The organism is Streptomyces sp. NPDC012835 (assembly GCF_042900885.1).
In the GTDB taxonomy this organism is placed as follows: domain Bacteria; phylum Actinomycetota; class Actinomycetes; order Streptomycetales; family Streptomycetaceae; genus Streptomyces.
Genome location: NZ_JBIBBW010000001.1, coordinates 911,541 through 927,807 on the forward strand (window position 1 = coordinate 911,541; position 16,267 = coordinate 927,807).

Below are 16,267 nucleotides of genomic sequence, written 5' to 3' on the forward strand. Positions count from 1 at the left end.
CCGATGCGTCCCCTCCCCGGCGGCCAGGGCCTGGAGCCGCGACTGACCGTGGTCGGGATCCCCGGCCACCGCCGCACGACCCTGTTCCAGGACGCCGTCGGCGAAGCCGGCCTGCCCGCCGCCCGGGTGGTGTCCTGGCGCGATGTGCTGCGCGGCCGGGCGGAGTTCGCGGCGGGCGAGACCGTACGGATCGACTCGCCGGGCGAGGACCCCGAGGTGGACCGGCTGCTGCGCGGCGTCGACGACCCCACCAGGGTCGAGGGCACGGGCCGCTGGTACGAGCGGTTCACCGCCGCAGCGCGGGAGCTGGGCGAGCGGGTAAGGGGCGCAGGGGCCGATCTGCTGGACGCCCCGGAGGAGTTGGCGGTGCTCTTCGACAAGCGGCTGTGCCACGGCGTGCTCGAAGCGGCGGGCGTGGCGGTTCCCGCGTCGCCCACCTCGGGCGCCGGCGCCCCGGCCGTCCGTGGCTGGGACGATGTCAGGGCCCTGATGGCCGGGGCGGGGCTGCGCCGGGCGTTCGTCAAGATCGCTCACGGCTCCTCGGCCTCCGGGGTCCTCGCCGTGGACATCGCGGGGCCCGGCCGGGTGCGGGCCGTCACGTCCGTGGAGCGGGACCCGGCGGGGCGGCTGTACAACTCCCTGCGGGTACGGAGCTATACGAGCGAGCGCACCGTGGCGGCCGTCGTCGACACCCTGGCCCCCGACGGCCTGCACATCGAGCGGTGGCTGGCCAAGGGCACGGCGGGCGGCAGACCGGCGGACCTCCGGGTGGTGGTCGTCGCGGGCCGGGCGACGCACGCCGTCGTGCGGAGCAGCCGCTCCCCCATGACCAACCTCCATCTCGGCGGCGTACGGGGCGATCTCGACCGGGTCCGCGCCGAGACCGAGGCGTCCGGCGGCAGTTGGTCCGCCGCCCTCGCCCTGTGCGAGCAGGCGGCGGAGTGCTTCCCTGGCACCCACTGCGTGGGGGTGGACCTGCTGCCGTCGCCGGGCTGGCGGCGGTTCGCCGTCTGCGAGGTCAACGCCTTCGGCGATCTGCTGCCCCGCCTGACCGGACTGCCGGGAAGCGGCGCCGAGGGACTGGACACCTACGCGGCTCAGCTCGCGGCGCTGCCCGGGCGCGCCGCCCGTGGCACGGGGGAGGGCGTGACGCGTGCCGGGATCTGATCTGATGCGGGACGTCGCCGGTCCGGCCGGCCCGATCGACATGAACGAGGTCGTCGGGCGGGACGATCTGCTGCTCATCACCCTCGACACCCTGCGGTTCGACGTCGCGGAGGAACTCGCCGCGGCGGGCCGGATACCCCATCTCGCCCGTCATCTGCCGGGAGGCCGCTGGGAGAGGCGGCACGCGCCCGGCAGCTTCACCTACGCCTCGCACCAGGCGATCTTCGCCGGGTTCCTGCCCACCCCCGCGGCCCCCGGGCCCCATCCCCGGCTGTTCGCGGCGCGCTTCGGCGGCAGCGAGTCCACGGCCGGGGGGACTTTCGTCTTCGACAGCCCCGACCTGGTGGCGGGGCTCGCCTCGGCGGGCTACCGCACCGTGTGCGTCGGCGGGGTCGGCTTCTTCAACAAGCGGGGAGCGCTCGGCTCCGTACTGCCCGGACTGTTCCAGGAGAGCCACTGGGAGCCGGAGTTCGGCGTCGCCTCGCCGACCTCCTTCGAGGCCCAGATCGACCGCGCGGAGCAGGTGATCGCCGGTCTTGAGCCCGAGCGGCGGCTGTTCCTCTTCGTCAATGTGGCCGCGCTGCACCAGCCCAACTGGTTCCATCTGCCCGGCGCCACCCGCGAGGCCGGCGACTCCCGGGCCACGCACGCCGCCGCGCTGGAGTACGTCGACCGGCACATCGGCCGTCTCTTCGCCGCCGCGAGCCGCCGCCGCCGCTGTTTCACCATCGTCTGCTCGGACCATGGCACCGCCTACGGGGACGACGGCTGGACCGGCCACCGGCTGGGTCACGCGTCCGTGTGGACCGTGCCGTACGCCCACTTCTTCCTGGAGCCCGGTTCCGCCCCATGAGCACACCCACCGCACCACGCCCGTACGAGAGCTACGTCTACGCCTATCCGCACAAGACGGCCTACCGCCCGCTGACCGACCGGCCCGCGCTGCGCGAGCTGTGGGCCGGGGAGCGCAAGGACGCACTCTCCCTCTATCTGCACATACCGTTCTGCGAGGTCCGCTGCGGCTTCTGCAACCTCTTCACCCGGATCGGCGCCCCCGACGAGCTGACGACGCGCTACCTCGACGCCCTCGACCGTCAGGCGACCGCCGCACGCGACGCGATCGAAGGCCCCGGCGGGTCCGGTCCCGTGCGGTTCGCCGCCGCGGCCTTCGGCGGCGGCACGCCGACCTTCCTCGACGCCGGTGAGCTGGAGCGGCTCTGCGACATCGCGGAGAAACGCATGGGCGCGGATCTGCGCTCCGTCCCGCTCTCCGTCGAGACCTCCCCCGCCACGGCCACCGCCGACCGGCTGGCCGTCCTCGCCGACCGGGGCGCGACCCGGCTGAGCATCGGCGTGCAGAGCTTCGTCGAGGCGGAGGCGAAGGCCGCCGTACGGCCGCAGCGCCGTGCCGAGGTCGAGGCGGCGCTCGGCCGGATACGCGACACGGGCATCCCCCTGCTGAACATCGATCTGATCTACGGCATCGACGGCCAGACGGGGGCCAGTTGGCGCCACTCCCTGGACGCCGCTCTGGCCTGGCGGCCTGAGGAGCTGTACCTCTACCCCCTCTACGTACGGCCGCTCACCGGCCTCGGCAGACTCGGCGCGGGCGGGGAGGCGGCCTGGGACGCCCAGCGGCTGCGGCTCTACCGGGAGGGCCGCGACCACCTGCTCGCCCACGGGTACGAGCAGGTGTCCATGCGGATGTTCCGCCGCCCCGGCTCCCCCGCGCAGGGCCCGGACGACCACGCGTGCCAGACCGACGGCATGGTCGGGCTGGGCTGCGGGGCCCGCTCCTACACCTCCGCGCTCCACTACTCGTTCGACTACGCCGTCGACATGCGCGAGATCCGGGCCATCATCGACACGTACACCGCGACGGAGGACTTCACCCGCGCCGAGGTGGGGTACCGCGTCGACGGCGGCGAGGCCCGCCGCCGTCATCTGCTCCAGTCGCTGCTCCAGGCACGGGGCATGGCGGTGGCGGAGTACCGGGAGCGGTTCGGTGCCGCGCCCGTCGAGGACTTCCCGGCCGAGCTGGACCGGTTCGCCGCGCTCGGCTGGCTGGACGAGAGCGCGGGCCCCGGGTTGCTGCGGCTCTCACCCGAGGGGCTCGCCCACTCGGACGCGCTGGGCCCGGCCCTCTTCTCCCCCGCCGTGCGGGCCGCGATGGCCGCGTACCTGCCGAAGTGACCGGCGCCGACCGGCCCGAGCCGAAGTGAGATCCCTGTGGACCTGACGATCCTCTACCGCGGACCGCTCGCCTCCTGCGACTACGACTGTCCCTACTGCCCGTTCGCCAAGCGGCGCGACAGCCCCGCTCAGCTGCGCGCCGACCGGTCGGCCCTGGAGCGGTTCGCCGCGTGGGCCGCACGGCCCGCGGAGGACCGGCTCTCGGTGCTGTTCACCCCCTGGGGCGAGGGCCTGGTCCGGTCCTGGTACCGGCGGACGCTCACCGAGCTGTCACACCTCCCGCATCTGCGCCGGGTGGCGATCCAGACCAATCTGAGCTGCCGCACCGACTGGCTGGCGGACGCCGACCCCCGGAAGCTCGCGCTGTGGTGCACCTACCACCCGGGGCAGACGCCGTACGACCGCTTCCTCGCCAAGACCCATGAACTGTCGGCCCTGGGCATCCGGTTCAGCGTGGGGGTCGTCGGTCTCGCCGGCCATCTGGAGCAGGCCCGCCGGCTGCGCGCCGAGCTGCCCGCGCACGTCTACCTGTGGATCAACGCGGCCGAGGGGCACACGTACACGGACGAGGAGGCCGCCCGCTGGACGGACCTCGATCCGCTCTTCCCGTACAGCCGCCATCCGCACCGCTCGGCCGGGCTGCCCTGCCGGACGGGCGCGTCGGTGATCTCGGTGGACGGCGCGGGCACGGTGCGGCGCTGCCATTTCGTCCGGGCCGAACTGGGCAATCTGTACGACGGCTCCTACCGGCGGGCGTCGGCGCCGAGGGCCTGCCCGCTGGCGGTGTGCGACTGCCACATCGGCTATGTGCACCTGGAGATGCTGCCGCTGTACGACGTCTTCGCCGGCGGCGTGCTGGAGCGTGTCCCGGCAGCCGTCCCGCCGGCCGGCGGCCGCACGCCGTTGCCGCTCCTTCCGGCGCCGCCCGTCGCGGCGACCGTCGACCCGGCCTGACGCCGATCGGCAGGCCGGGGTGAAGGGCGCTCCGCCGTCGGTGCGGTCGACGCCGGAGCGTCGGACGAGACCGCGCCACGAGGCGTCCGCCGCCCGGCCCGTCGCGCCCGAGCGCCCTTCGCCTCAGTGGTGCAGCGGCAGCAGGTCGGGGCGCTTCGCCGCCACGTGGTCGCCGGAGGACTCGCCGCGCAGCCTGCGCCCGATCCAGGGGACCAGATACTCGCGTGCCCAGTGGATGTCGTCGCGCCGCACCTCCAGGGTGCCGCGCGGCGGCAGCGGGGGCCACACCTGGTCCGGGTCGGCGGGTACGTCGACATCGAGCACCTGGGCGGCGCGCAGCGCGACCCGGGTGTGCCCGTCGGGTGACAGATGCAGCCGGTCGCCGTCCCAGGCCCGCCTGTCCTGGACGGACTTGAGGGACCAGAGGTCGAGCACGGGGCAGCCGTAACGGTCGGCGATGGCCCGGGTGTGCAGGTTGAACGTGGCGATCTTGCCGCGCAGATGCCGCAGTACGGGTACGCCCCGGGTGTCGAATCCGGTGGCCAGCATGACGGTGCCGACGGCTTCGGTGAGGTCGGCGACGGCCCGCTCGAAGCGCTCGGCCACATCGTCGGGGTCGGTGCCGGGGCGGATGATGTCGTTGCCGCCCGCGATGAAGGTCACCAGGTCCGGGGCGAGCTCCCTGGCCCGGGGTATCTGCTCCTCGACGACCTGGTCGAGGAGCCGGCCGCGTACGGCGAGGTTGGCGTAGCGGAAGTCCCCGTGCGCGGTGTCCGCCGTCGTACCGGAGAGGGGGAGTTGGTCGGCGAGGAGGACCGCGAGCCGGTCCGCCCAGCCGACGAACAGACCGTCGGGTCCCGGGTCGCCCACACCTTCCGTGAAACTGTCGCCGATCGCCGCGTACGACCCGAACGTGCCATTTCTTCTTGATCTCGAATCGTCTGCCACAGCGGTACATCCTTCACCCGGAGATGTGACCTACGCGACCGTAAGGAGGGGTTGACCAGGGGTGAGAAACCCCATCGGTCAAGTTTCCCCCAACTGGGAATAGCCGGAAACGGCCGTCGCCCGGCACGAGGTGCCGGGCGACGGCCGGGACGGGCCGGTGGCGGATCGCCGTCAGGGACGGGTCAGACGGTGACGCCCTGCGAGCGGAGGTACGCCAGCGGGTCGATGTCCGAACCGTAGTCGGGTCCGGTGCGGACCTCGAAGTGGAGATGCGGTCCCGTGACGTTGCCGGTCGCGCCGGAGAGGCCGATCTGCTGGCCGGCGGAGAGGCTCTGGCCGGCGGAGACGGACACGGCGGACAGGTGGGCGTACTGGGAGTACTTGCCGTCGCTGTGCCGGATGACGACCTGGTTGCCGTACGAGCCGCCCCATCCGGCCGACACGACGGTGCCCGCGCCGATCGCCTTGACCGTGGAGCCGGAGGAGGCGATGAAGTCCACGCCCGTGTGGTAGCCGCTGGACCAGCTGCCGCCCGCCGCGCGGTAGGAGGTGCCGACCGCCGCGTCGACGGGCTTGGTGAACCCGGCGCCGGTGGTCTGTGCGGCCGTGTTGGAGGCGGAGGTGCCGGTGGAGGTGCCGGACCCGGAAGCCGAGGACTTGGGCGCGGTGGTGCCGGAACCGGACGACTTCGCCGGCGTTTCGGTCCTGGCACCCGACGAGTCGGTCTCGGTACCCGACGAGGTGGACGGCGCCGAGGCCGCCCGCGTCCCGATGCTGAGCTTCAGACCGGGGTGGATCAGCTCGGGGTCGCCGCCTATGGCCTGCCGGTTGTCCTCGTACAGCTGCTGCCAGCCGCCCCGCACCCGCTGCTCCGCGGCGATCTTGGAAAGATAGTCGCCGGAGACCACGGAGTAGACCTTGGTCGTCTTCGTCGTCGCGGTCGCCTTCGCGGCGGCCTGCGTCGCGGTCGTCGCCGTCACGGCGGACCGCTGCGCGGACAGCGGCAGGCTCGACGCCGTGTGCGCCGTGGCGGGCGCCGCCTGGGGCGCGGCGGCGGGGGCGCCCTGCTGGGCCGCGTGCGCGCCGGTGGCGCCGATGAGCGGCAGCGCGATGGCGGCGCCACCCGTACCCGCGACGATGATTCCGCGCGAGAACGGCTTGGCCTTGGGCCGGCGGTGCTTACCCTTGGCGGGCATGGTGCGTTCCTCTCCGGCGCCTACGAGGTGAGCTGTCGGGTTCGGGCTGGAGATGCCCGGCCGCGCGTGGTGCGCGACTTCACCCCTAGCCGCTCCGGCTCGTCCGGATCGGCGTACTACCTGGGTCCCCCGCTCCTGCCACACGTGGATGGGTGGATGTGTGTTCCGGTCGGCGGCAGGATTCGGCGTTCCGTCCGGATTGAGGGTGAACGTAAGCGAGTCGGACGGCCGGAACAAGCGGCTGTTTTCCGCCGCGTCCTGTCACACGAATATCGCCGGGCACCACCCGTCACCCTGTGTGGATTAAGGATCTTCCGTTCCCCTACGAGATGGCCCTCCCTCTTCCCGGCGTCACCACGCAACGTCACGGATATGATCCTGCTCACCCGCCGCACCCCATCTCCCCTGCTAACAGGGCAGGTTGGGCGCAACGGAACATTACGGACAGATTCTCGTGGCAAGACCTTCGGCCTCGCTGGGTGATCCGGTCGGTACGCATCCGGTTCCCGCCTCGCCGCATCCGTTGGCGCGACATCCCGTGAGCCGCACGGAGTCGGAGGCCGCCCGCGGGGAGCGGGACGAGCGGATCCACGCTCCGCGGCGCGAGCGCGCCGAGGAGGCGAGGACGGAGCCGGCCACCGCCGCGCAGGTCCGGTACCGACCGGGCTCGCGCAGAAGGTCGGCAGGGAGCGGTTCGACGCGGAGTTCGCCAGGGCGATCAAGGCAGCGATATCGCCCCGCACCCAACGGGCGGGTGAAGACAATAGAGTCGGCCGGCGCGCCGAGCAGAGCCGTACAAGGGTCCGCACGTCGGCCTGACCTCGCCGAACGAGCCCTGCCAACTCCGTGGCCGAAAGTGCATAGACCGTGTTCAGAGCTACGGAGACCAGAACCCCGACAGAAATCCGATCACGCTCCTGGCCTGCCCGAACTCCCCCTTGTGCGAAATCTGTCGGTCAACGTCGTTCGTATATAGGCGAGTTTTCTGTGGTGCGAGAGGAGACCGGCGGCACAGAATGAGGAAATAGCGATCTTTCTGAGACGCCGGCTCCGTCGTGATGGACGGGGATTGTCACTCTGGAATGTGGCGCGAGATCGCTTGTGGAAGTGCGTCTTATCCGCGGCATTCGGAGGTTTTGCTGTGCGCATATCGCTGAGGAGCAAGAAATTCCCCACCCTGGCCGCATTGTCGGATGACGTGGTCTACCTGATCAAGTCGGAGTTGGCCAGGCTTGCCGAGCGGCCCGGAGGTGGTGTGGTGGCGCTGACCGGCGCCAGTACAGCTGCCACCGCCTATCGATTACTCGCGAAGGAGGATATCGACTGGCGCGCGGCCCACCTGGTGCAGACCGACGAGCGGGTGTCCGGCGAGCGGTCGGCCACCTCGGCCGCCTTTGTGGAAGACACCCTGGTGCGACCCGCGGCCGTGCCCGAGGAACACTGGCACCCCATCCGCGCGGTCCCGGGCGACGATCTGGCGGCACGTGCCGGTGAGTACGCGGGTCGACTGGCCTCCCTCACCGGGGGCGCCGGGATCGATGTCGCCCTGCTGGGCATGGGCACGGACGGGCACGTCGCCTCACTGTTCGCGGATGACGCGCCGGTGACCTCGGATGAACCCGTCTCGGTGACGAAGCCCTACGACGGTACGGTCCGGCTGACCCTGGGAGTCGACGTGCTGGCCGCCGCACGCCTGCGGATCGTGCTGGCCGCCGGAGAGTCCAAGGCGACGGCGGTCGCACGGCTCGTCAACGGACACGTCCCGCCGGACGACGCCGCCACGCGCATTCTCGGCGGGGACGGGCTGCTGCTCGTCGACGAGGCGGCCTGGGCCGAGGTCGGTCGGTGATGGAGCCCGTCCTCACGTTCGACATCGGCGGCACCTGGTGGCGCGTCGGACTGCTGACCGAAGAGGGAGAGGTACGGCTGCTGAGCCGTGTGCCCGCGGTCAGCCGGCACGGCAACCCCGATCGGCCGACCGCCGACCTTCAGACGGAACTCGTCGACTTCCTGGTCCGCAGTGCGCGGGAAGCACTGCGGGAGCACGCGTTGGACCGCGTCGGGGTGTCGATGGGCGCCGCGCTGAACGGGCACACCGGGCGCATCTGGGCCAGCGCACCGCTCTGGGGGGCCGAGATCGCCCCGTTCGACCTCCTGACACCGCTGAGAGCCGAACTCCCCGCGCTCACCTGGAAGGTGATCAACGATGTCTCGGCCCTGGCGGTCGCCTTGCGTGCGCAGGCGCCGCCGGACCGTACCAAGGCCGCCGCGGTGACCGTCAGTACCGGTATCGCCTACCGGACCATCGACCTGCGGACCGGTCACATCCCGCTCGACCCCGTGTACGGCCTACAGGGCGAGATCGGTCACCTGCCGGTCGAGTTCGCGATGGACGGCCGGCCGGTGGTGGCCCGCTGCGACTGCGGCGTGCCCGGACACCTCGCCGCCTACTCCTCCGGCCGGGGCATCGAGGCCCTGCTCACCACGCTTGACCAAGCGGCGTGGCTGCGCTCCCCGGCCCGGTCCGGTGACCGTCCGATCGTCGTGCTGGCGCGGGCCGTACACGACGGCGACCCCCGCGCCGTCCGGCTGCTGGACGCCTTCACCCTGCCCCTCGCCCGCATCCTGTTGACCCAGACGACGCTCGACCCCGAGGTGGACCTCACCGTGCTCAGCGGCGGCGTGGTCGAGCTGCTGGGCGACGAGTACCGGGCCAGCGTGCTGCGCAACCTCGGCGCCGGAGGCGTCTACGGCGTGACCGACCGGGACCCCGGCTATTTCGAGCGGCGCATGGTGCTCGGCAGCCGGGACGGGCTGGACGCCCTGCGCGGGGCCGGGCTGCACGCGGGGTCGTCTCCACCGCTCGCTCTCTCCGGGACACGCCCTCAAAGCCGGACAGGGGATCGCCGATGAGGCCATGGACCGTGGAAGCCACCCGGCACGAGAGCTACGAGATCCGGCCGTCCGAGAACGTCCTCGCGCCGGGTAACCCGGACCTGCGTGACGCGGCCCGGCTGCGGACGGGGGCGCACCGGCTGGTGGTGGTCGACGTGCGGATCGACGAGCTCCGCGGGGCCGCCATCCGCGACTACTTCCACCACTGGGGGGTGCGCCCCGAGTTCCTGGTGCTGGATACCGACGAGCGGCACAAGAACGCGGACACACTCTTCACGGTCATCGACGCGGCCGACCGGGCGGGGCTGAACCGCCGCGCCGACCCGATCGTGGCCATCGGCGGCGGCGTGCTGACCGACATCGTCGGCCTGGCCGCCAGCCTCTTCCGGCGCGGCATACCGTTCGTCCGGGTACCCACCACACTGGTCGGAATGGTCGACGCGGCCGTCGGCGTCAAGACGGCCATCAACTACCAGTCGCACAAGAACCGCCTCGGCTCCTACTTCCCGGCCTCGGTCACGTTGCTGGATCAGGGATTTCTGCGGACTCTGCCCACGCGGCACATCGTCAACGGCCTGGCCGAGATCATCAAAATGGCGATCATCCGGGACCGGACCCTCTTCGAGCTGATGTTCTCCCACGCCGACCGCATCGTCCGGCTGATGCCGCAACCGGGCGTCGGACAGCGGGTGATACAGCGCGCGGTCGACGGGATGCTCGCGGAACTGTCGCCCAATCTCTGGGAGCACGAACTGCGGCGGCTGGTGGACTTCGGCCACACGTTCAGCCCCGCGATAGAGCTGTCCACGGAACCACCCCTGCTGCACGGTGAGGCAGTGGCGATCGACATGGCACTGTGCTGCCTGCTGGCGCGGGAACGCGGACTGCTCTCCAGGACCGACGCACTGCGCGCGCTGAACCTGATGCACGGCATCGGCCTCCCCCTCAGCCATCCCGGCGTCACCACCGACCTGCTGCTGCGCGGATTCGCCGACGCCGTCCGGCACCGTGACGGTCACCAGCACCTTCCCCTGCCCGTGGGGCTGGGCGAGTCCGTCTTCGTCGAGGACGTGACACCGGCCGAGATCCGCCGTGCCTACCGGCGCAGTCTGACCATCAGCGACCTGGGGGAGCCCGCGTGGCGAGCAGCAATCTGACCATGGTCCGGGGCAGTTCGGCATGCGCGCTGGAGCAGCGGGAGATCTCCGCCTCCGCGCCGGGAGAACGGATCTGCCGGATTCTGCGCGCCGGCGTCTGCGGTACCGACCTGCAGATCATGCGACGCGTGCGTTCCGACGCCGCCGCGGTCCTCGGCCACGAAGGGCTGGCCGCGGTGTCCACCGGAAGCGGGACCCGCCCGGTGATCTTCAACCCCGTGGATCCGTCGGTCCAGGACCGCGTGCTCGGGCACAGTTACGACGGCATCTTCCGGCAGCTGTTCCTGCACGATCAGGACGGGCCCGGGCTGGTGGACGCCGACGCCGGGCTCGTCGCCGACCTCGCACCGCTGGTGGAACCGCTCGGCGCCGTGCTGTACGGCTGGGAGCTGCTGAGCCGTGTCACGCGCACGGACACCGTCGCCGTGTGGGGCTCCGGCACCACCGCCGTACTGGCCGCCTTGGTCGGCGAGTTGCGTGGCTGCCAGATGCATCTCGTGCACCCCCGCGAGGAGCGGCTGCGCTACCTCTCCGAACGCGATCTCCTCGGCAGCACGATCCTGCGTCACCGTCCCGAGGGGCTGCCGGAGGTGTCGGCCGCTTTCCTGTGCCTCCCGCGGGAGGCGGCGCCGGGTGCGCTCACCGAGGCGCTGGACGTGCTCGCCCCCGACGGCGTGATCGACCTGTTCGGTGGCTTCGGACCGGGGGACCGGCACACAGGGCTGCCGGGCGTGGACCTGGGCGCCGTCCGCCGGGCGAACGTGTGCGGTCACCCGGTCGACGGAGCCGTCACGTGGACCCGCACCCTGGCGGGACGGAAGGTCGGCCTCACGGGCCACCGGGGTACCACCCGTCGGCACCTGGAAGCCGCTCAACGCCTCCTGCGCAGGTCTCCGGCCACCTTCACGCCACTGATCACCCACGTGCTCTCGCTGGCCGCGGCCGCGGAGGTCATTCCCGCGGTGGCGTCGGGAGCCGCCGTGCCGGTCGGAGCGAGGGAGCGCGTCAAGATGGTGATCGACCCGCTCCTGCCGGGCCGGGCCCACCGCCCGGTCGACCCGGTCACGAAGATCAGCGACCTGGATTTGACGTGAGGACCGGTTCGTCAGCCCGGCCGCGCGGACCACCGCCGGACCGGCTCGTCAGCCCGGACCGGCGCCCCGGTTCGGCGCGAGACGTCGAGAGCGCGAGACGTCGAGAGCCTGCCCCCTCCCCCGACGGCACCCCGCCCGCCGCACGGCGTCTCGGAGTGTCCCCCGTTCCACGACCTGCGGAGCTCACCGTGATCGTCACCAAGTACGACTACCGTGATCAGTTCGACGACCTGGACGGACTCACCGACCGGATACGGGCCCTGCTGCTGAAGGGCGACTACGTACTCGGACCCGCCGTCGCCCGGTTCGAGGAACGATTCGCCGCCTACAACTCGGTCGCCCACGCGATCGGAGTGAACAGCGGCACGGACGCCATCGTCCTGGCGCTCCGCGCGCTGGACATCGGCCCGGGTGACGAGGTCGTCACCGTGGCCAACACCTTCCACGCCTCCGTCCTCGCCGTGACCGCCGTAGGTGCGCGTCCCGTGCTGGTGGACTGCGAGCCCGACACCTATCTGATGGACCTCTCCCAGCTGGAATCGGCCGTGACGAGCCGCACCCGCGCGGTGCTCGTCGTCCACATGTTCGGGCAGGCGGTGGACATGGGACGCGTCGAAGCCGTGTCCCGACGGCACGGTCTGGCCGTGGTGGAGGACTGCGCCCAGGCGGTCGGCGCACGGTGGAACGGCCGACGGGTGGGCGGGTTCGGCCACGTCGGATGCTTCAGCTTCCACCCGAGCAAGAACCTCGCGGCCGCCGGCGACGGCGGCGCGATCGTCACCGACGACGCCGCGATCGACCGCCGTGTCCGAGTGCTGCGGGGCCTTGGGCAGCGCGCCCAGAACGAGCACGTCGAACGCGGCTGCAACTCGAAGCTGGACTCCGTACAGGCACTGGTGCTGGACGCGAAGCTCGACCTGCTGGACGACTGGAACGCCCGCCGGGCGTCCGTCGCCGACCGGTACGCGAAGGCGTTCGACGGCACCGCCGTGACCGCGACACCACCGGCCGGCGACCGCCATGTCTTCCACCTCTACCAGGTCTCCGTGCGGGACCGCGACCGCGTACTGGCGGACGTCACCGAGCGCGGCGTGCAGGCCGTCGTGCGCTACCCGGTCCCGATCCACCGTCAACCGGCCTTCGCCGATCTGGACCTGGGCACGTCCTACCCCCACGCCCAGGCACAGGCCGACCACACCATGTGCCTCCCGGTCCGGCCCAACCTCACCGACGAGGAGATCACGTACGTAGCGCAGACGCTGGTCGAGGCGACGACGTCTCCTCGTCCGTAGACCGCCGACTGATCCTCGGCAGGAATGGAGCAGACATGACCACGATCGCACCCGCGCTGCTCGGCGCGGACCCGTTGGCCCTGGCCGACGCCATCAGCGATGTCGAGCGTGCCCCGGTGGAACTCCTGCACCTGGACGTGATGGACGGCAATTTCGTCCGCGACATCAGTTTCGGGCTCAACACCGTCCGGGCGGTCCGGAAGCGCACGGCCCTCCCCCTCGACGTCCACCTCCAGGTGCAGGGTCCCGAACGCCTCCTCGACGACCTGGCCGACATCGGGGTGGAGACCGTGTCGGTTCACGTGGAGAGCACCCAGCACCTCTCGATCTGCTTGGAGCAGCTGGCCGCGGCCGGTGTCGGCCGAGGGGTTGTCGTCAATCCGGCCACACCGCTCAGCGCGGTGGAAGAAGTGCTGGACCGGGTCTCCCAGGTCATGGTGATGACATGCAATCCCGGCACCAGCACCTTCCTCCCGGCGACCCTGGACAAGATCAAGCGGCTGCGTGCCCTGCTGGACGGGCGGGGACTCCCGTCGGTGAAAATCGTCGCCGACGGCGGGATCAAGGAAGCGAGGATCAAGGAACTGGCCGAGGCGGGTGCCGACGTGCTGGTCGCGGCCTCCGCCGTGTTCAAATCCACCCATGGTGACGCGGCGGCGGCCTTCGCCGCCCTGCACGCCGCGATCTGACAGGACGGCACCGCATGCTGCTCACGACAGAGGCGATCTTGTTCGACCTGGACGGCGTACTGGTGGACAGTTCGCGGTGCGTCGCCCGTGCCTGGTTCCGGTGGGCAGAACGCAACGGCCTCGACGCCGAGCGGACCTTCGCCCTCGGTCACGGCCGCACCACCCTCGACCACATCAGGGCGGCCGCCCCCCACCTGGCCACCGAGGAGGCCGCGGCGGAGATCGACGCGCTGGAGGAGCGCCATATCGCCGAGGTGAGGGCAGAGCCCGGAGCGGTGGCGGCGACAGAGGAGCTGACCCGGGCCGAGGTCGCCTGGGGGGTGGTGACCGCCTGCACCCTGCCGGTCGCCACAGCCCGGCTCTCGCTCGCCGGCATCATCCCACCGAGCGTCATGGTCACGGCCGACGAGCTGCGGCGGGGAAAGCCGGCCCCCGACGGCTACCTGCTCGGCTGCTCAAGGGTCGGTGTCGACCCGGCCCGGGCCCTGGTGTTCGAGGACGCGCCGGCTGGTATCGAGGCCGCCCGGGCCGCGGGCACACAGGTCGTGGCCCTGTGCACCACCCATCGTGCCGAGCAGCTCCTGGAGGCCGACGCTGCGGTGCGGGACCTGTCACAGGTGCGGTTCCAGCAGACCCCGGGCCGCAACGGAGTCACCGTCGGGATCACGTCCTTCGATCCCAAGATCGCATGAACAGGACCTGACCCGAGCGACCACCCCTGGTGACGCCCACGCACATTGCCTGGGCTCCGGCCAGGACCGGAGCCCAGGTCCCACTCCGGAACCGGAGCGAGGATCGGAAGACCACCACCGCTGCCCGATGTTCACTGAAAGCTCCGCGCCACCCGACCGCCGCTGTACGGGAACAGGGGCGTTACCCCTGATCAGCATCGAACGGATGTCGTAAGGTCGGGAGTCGACTTCGCCGGCGAGCCGCGCCGGCGGCAGACACGGAGGAGCACGCCGTGACGCAGCAGCTTCCGCAAGTCCCGTCGACAGAGCCCCAGCTGTCCGGTGTGCGCAACTTCCGCGACGTGGGCGGTCTGCCGACCACGGACGGCAGGCGGGTGCGCGGCGGTGTCCTCTTCCGCAGCGGCCACCTCGCCCACGCCACCGCCACCGACGCGGCGTTCCTCGCGGGCCTCGGGCTGCACACGGTGTTCGACTTCCGCAACGCGGCCGATCTGAAGCTGGACGGCGAGGATGTCGAGCTGCCCGGGGTGCGCCACGTGAACATCCCGCTCTCCGACCCGGCCGACGGGGCGGAGTTCTGGCGGATGGTCCGGGACGGCGACCTCGACCAGCTGCGCTCGCTGCTCGCCGAGGGGAAGGCGGCGGCCCGGATGACCGCGTCGTACCGGACGATCATCACGGAGCGCACCGACGAGCACAGCCGGGTGCTGCACGCGCTCGCCGAGGAGGCCGTCCCCGCGCTGATGCACTGCGCGGCGGGCAAGGACCGCGCCGGACTGTCCGTCGCGGTGACCCTGCTGGCCGTGGGGGTGGAGCCCGACGCGATCGAGGCCGACTACCTGCTGTCGAACGATCCCGCGCGCCGCTACCGGGTCCGGCGCGGCGCCGACTCCCCGGCCGGGGCCGGGCCGGAGGTGATGGAGCTGCTCGGCCCGCTCTTCGACGCGCGCGCCGAGTACCTCGCCGCCGCGTTCGAGAGCATCCGGAAGACCTGGGGAAGCACCGAGCGCTATCTGACCGAGGGGCTCAGGCTCGCCCCGGAGACGCGCGAGCGGCTGCGCGGCCGGCTCCTCGACGACGGCCGCGGCGACGGCTGACAGCGCCCCGGCCCGCTACCCCTTGGCTCCCACGGTGAAGAGCAGGTAGAGGAAGAAGGCCAGGACATGGCCCGCCACCAGATAGGCGAAGAGCCGGATGACCAGCCCCATGGGGAACGTCTTCTCCTCGTCCATCACCCGGTCCGGCGCACGAGGGGGCGCGCCGGCCGCCGGGCTTTCCGGTCCGAGGGGTTCCGCGGGTTCCGCCGACGGTGCGGTCTTCTCTGTCTCCGACATGGTGAAGGACCTCTCTCGGCAGGTCAGCGGCGGTGGGTTCCTCCGCCGAGGCACAGATCGGCGGAGGGGCTTTGCAGCAGGGTGTGGACGAAGAGCAGCTCGGTCCCCTCGGGGCCGGCCGCGGCGATCCGGTGCGGGGTGAGCGAGTCGAAGTGGGCGCTGTCCCCGGGGCCGAGCACATGCGTGGTGTCCCCGAGACTCAGCCTCAGCTGCCCTTGGAGGACATAGAGCCACTCCTCCCCCGGGTGTACGCGGACGAGGTCGCCCTGCGCCCCGTACGGCACCCGGAGCCGGAGCGGCTGCATCGCCCTGCCGGGCGCGCCGGCCTGGTGGTACGTCCAGCCGTCGGCCGCCACGGGTTCCATCCGGTCGCCCCGGACGATGGGGTCGTGCTCCGGCGGCAGCTCCCCGAGGAGTTCGGAGACCGTCGTACCGTAGATGCGGGCCAGCCCGAGCAGCATGGGCAGCGAAGGCTGCCTGTGCCCCGTCTCCAGACGGGACAGATGGGCCGGCGAGAGCCCCGCCCGCCGGGCCGCGGCCTCCAGCGTGAGCCGCCGGCCCCGGCGCAGCTCACGCAGGCGGGGTGCGACGTCGGGCAGCTGGTCGGGGGGTCCGTCGGACGCCCCTCCGGCGGGAGGTGGGCTCATACCTCCATT

General features: G+C 71.7%; 16 protein-coding genes and 1 riboswitch. Of the genes, 12 read left to right on the top strand and 4 right to left on the bottom strand.

From position 1 onward, the window contains the following. Positions 1–3: 3 nt before the first annotated feature. The 4 genes from ACFY6S_RS03910 to ACFY6S_RS03925 are packed head-to-tail and all read left to right on the top strand — an operon-like array spanning position 4 to position 4,314. Positions 4–1,167: an STM4014 family protein gene (locus tag ACFY6S_RS03910; protein ID WP_388822433.1), complete on the top strand. Its 1,164-nt coding sequence runs from the start codon at positions 4–6 to the stop codon at positions 1,165–1,167. Between the two features lie 40 nt (positions 1,168–1,207). Further along, on the top strand, positions 1,208–2,020 hold the full coding sequence (locus ACFY6S_RS03915) for an STM4013/SEN3800 family hydrolase (protein WP_388822927.1): 813 nt from the start codon (positions 1,208–1,210) through the stop codon (positions 2,018–2,020). Further along, positions 2,017–3,360, top strand: coding sequence for an STM4012 family radical SAM protein (locus ACFY6S_RS03920; RefSeq protein ID WP_388822436.1), 1,344 nt, complete (start codon positions 2,017–2,019; stop codon positions 3,358–3,360). The genes ACFY6S_RS03915 and ACFY6S_RS03920 overlap by 4 nt, the downstream gene beginning before the upstream one ends. A 36-nt stretch (positions 3,361–3,396) precedes the next feature. After that, on the top strand, positions 3,397–4,314 hold the full coding sequence (locus ACFY6S_RS03925) for an STM4011 family radical SAM protein (RefSeq protein WP_388822439.1): 918 nt from the start codon (positions 3,397–3,399) through the stop codon (positions 4,312–4,314). 123 nt (positions 4,315–4,437) lie between these two features. Here ACFY6S_RS03925 and ACFY6S_RS03930 read toward each other — a convergent pair whose 3' ends face one another. Further along, complete coding sequence (locus tag ACFY6S_RS03930) at positions 4,438–5,262, bottom strand: SGNH/GDSL hydrolase family protein (protein WP_388822442.1); 825 nt, start codon at positions 5,260–5,262, stop codon at positions 4,438–4,440. A gap of 182 nt (positions 5,263–5,444) precedes the next feature. Beyond that, on the bottom strand, positions 5,445–6,458 hold the full coding sequence (locus ACFY6S_RS03935; RefSeq protein ID WP_388822444.1) for a peptidoglycan DD-metalloendopeptidase family protein: 1,014 nt from the start codon (positions 6,456–6,458) through the stop codon (positions 5,445–5,447). Between the two features lie 4 nt (positions 6,459–6,462). Beyond that, a riboswitch (cyclic di-AMP (ydaO/yuaA leader) is annotated at positions 6,463–6,623 on the bottom strand. A gap of 976 nt (positions 6,624–7,599) precedes the next feature. On the opposite strand from ACFY6S_RS03935, the gene ACFY6S_RS03940 reads away from it, so the two are divergent. The 8 genes from ACFY6S_RS03940 to ACFY6S_RS03975 all read left to right on the top strand — a co-directional run bounded on the left by ACFY6S_RS03940 (position 7,600) and on the right by ACFY6S_RS03975 (position 15,374). Next, entirely contained in the window at positions 7,600–8,307 is a 708-nt protein-coding gene (locus ACFY6S_RS03940) for a 6-phosphogluconolactonase (protein WP_388822447.1), read from the top strand. Next, entirely contained in the window at positions 8,307–9,371 is a 1,065-nt protein-coding gene (locus ACFY6S_RS03945; RefSeq protein ID WP_388822450.1) for an ROK family protein, read from the top strand. Before ACFY6S_RS03940 ends, ACFY6S_RS03945 begins: the two co-directional genes overlap by 1 nt. After that, the gene (locus tag ACFY6S_RS03950) at positions 9,368–10,510 is read left to right on the top strand and encodes a sedoheptulose 7-phosphate cyclase (protein ID WP_388822453.1); all 1,143 of its coding nucleotides are present in this window, start codon (positions 9,368–9,370) and stop codon (positions 10,508–10,510) included. The genes ACFY6S_RS03945 and ACFY6S_RS03950 overlap by 4 nt, the downstream gene beginning before the upstream one ends. Beyond that, a complete protein-coding gene (locus ACFY6S_RS03955; protein ID WP_388822456.1) occupies positions 10,492–11,604 on the top strand; it encodes a dehydrogenase in 1,113 nt (370 codons plus the stop codon). Before ACFY6S_RS03950 ends, ACFY6S_RS03955 begins: the two co-directional genes overlap by 19 nt. A gap of 188 nt (positions 11,605–11,792) precedes the next feature. Next, positions 11,793–12,896, top strand: a complete 1,104-nt coding sequence (locus ACFY6S_RS03960; RefSeq protein ID WP_388822458.1) for a DegT/DnrJ/EryC1/StrS family aminotransferase — start codon at positions 11,793–11,795, stop codon at positions 12,894–12,896. A 35-nt stretch (positions 12,897–12,931) separates the two neighbouring features. Further along, the gene (locus tag ACFY6S_RS03965) at positions 12,932–13,585 is read left to right on the top strand and encodes a ribulose-phosphate 3-epimerase (RefSeq protein WP_388822461.1); all 654 of its coding nucleotides are present in this window, start codon (positions 12,932–12,934) and stop codon (positions 13,583–13,585) included. A gap of 14 nt (positions 13,586–13,599) precedes the next feature. Further along, on the top strand, positions 13,600–14,277 hold the full coding sequence (locus ACFY6S_RS03970) for an HAD-IA family hydrolase (protein ID WP_388822463.1): 678 nt from the start codon (positions 13,600–13,602) through the stop codon (positions 14,275–14,277). A 272-nt stretch (positions 14,278–14,549) separates the two neighbouring features. Continuing rightward, complete coding sequence (locus tag ACFY6S_RS03975) at positions 14,550–15,374, top strand: tyrosine-protein phosphatase (RefSeq protein ID WP_388822466.1); 825 nt, start codon at positions 14,550–14,552, stop codon at positions 15,372–15,374. 15 nt (positions 15,375–15,389) lie between these two features. Here ACFY6S_RS03975 and ACFY6S_RS03980 read toward each other — a convergent pair whose 3' ends face one another. Both ACFY6S_RS03980 and ACFY6S_RS03985 read right to left on the bottom strand, forming a co-directional pair. Beyond that, on the bottom strand, positions 15,390–15,611 hold the full coding sequence (locus ACFY6S_RS03980; RefSeq protein WP_388822469.1) for a DUF6126 family protein: 222 nt from the start codon (positions 15,609–15,611) through the stop codon (positions 15,390–15,392). Positions 15,612–15,634: 23 nt separating this feature from the next. After that, positions 15,635–16,258 (bottom strand): helix-turn-helix domain-containing protein, encoded by a 624-nt coding sequence (locus tag ACFY6S_RS03985; RefSeq protein WP_388822472.1) that lies wholly within the window; start codon positions 16,256–16,258, stop codon positions 15,635–15,637. Positions 16,259–16,267: the final 9 nt, after the last annotated feature.

Coding starts and splice junctions, on each gene's coding strand:
- ACFY6S_RS03910 (WP_388822433.1), top strand. CDS start 4: ATGCGTCCCCTCCCCGGCGGCCAGGGCCTGGAGCCGCGACTGACCGTG.
- ACFY6S_RS03915 (WP_388822927.1), top strand. CDS start 1,208: ATGAACGAGGTCGTCGGGCGGGACGATCTGCTGCTCATCACCCTCGAC.
- ACFY6S_RS03920 (WP_388822436.1), top strand. CDS start 2,017: ATGAGCACACCCACCGCACCACGCCCGTACGAGAGCTACGTCTACGCC.
- ACFY6S_RS03935 (WP_388822444.1), bottom strand. CDS start 6,458: ATGCCCGCCAAGGGTAAGCACCGCCGGCCCAAGGCCAAGCCGTTCTCG.
- ACFY6S_RS03945 (WP_388822450.1), top strand. CDS start 8,307: ATGGAGCCCGTCCTCACGTTCGACATCGGCGGCACCTGGTGGCGCGTC.
- ACFY6S_RS03950 (WP_388822453.1), top strand. CDS start 9,368: ATGAGGCCATGGACCGTGGAAGCCACCCGGCACGAGAGCTACGAGATC.
- ACFY6S_RS03965 (WP_388822461.1), top strand. CDS start 12,932: ATGACCACGATCGCACCCGCGCTGCTCGGCGCGGACCCGTTGGCCCTG.
- ACFY6S_RS03970 (WP_388822463.1), top strand. CDS start 13,600: ATGCTGCTCACGACAGAGGCGATCTTGTTCGACCTGGACGGCGTACTG.
- ACFY6S_RS03980 (WP_388822469.1), bottom strand. CDS start 15,611: ATGTCGGAGACAGAGAAGACCGCACCGTCGGCGGAACCCGCGGAACCC.
- ACFY6S_RS03985 (WP_388822472.1), bottom strand. CDS start 16,258: ATGAGCCCACCTCCCGCCGGAGGGGCGTCCGACGGACCCCCCGACCAG.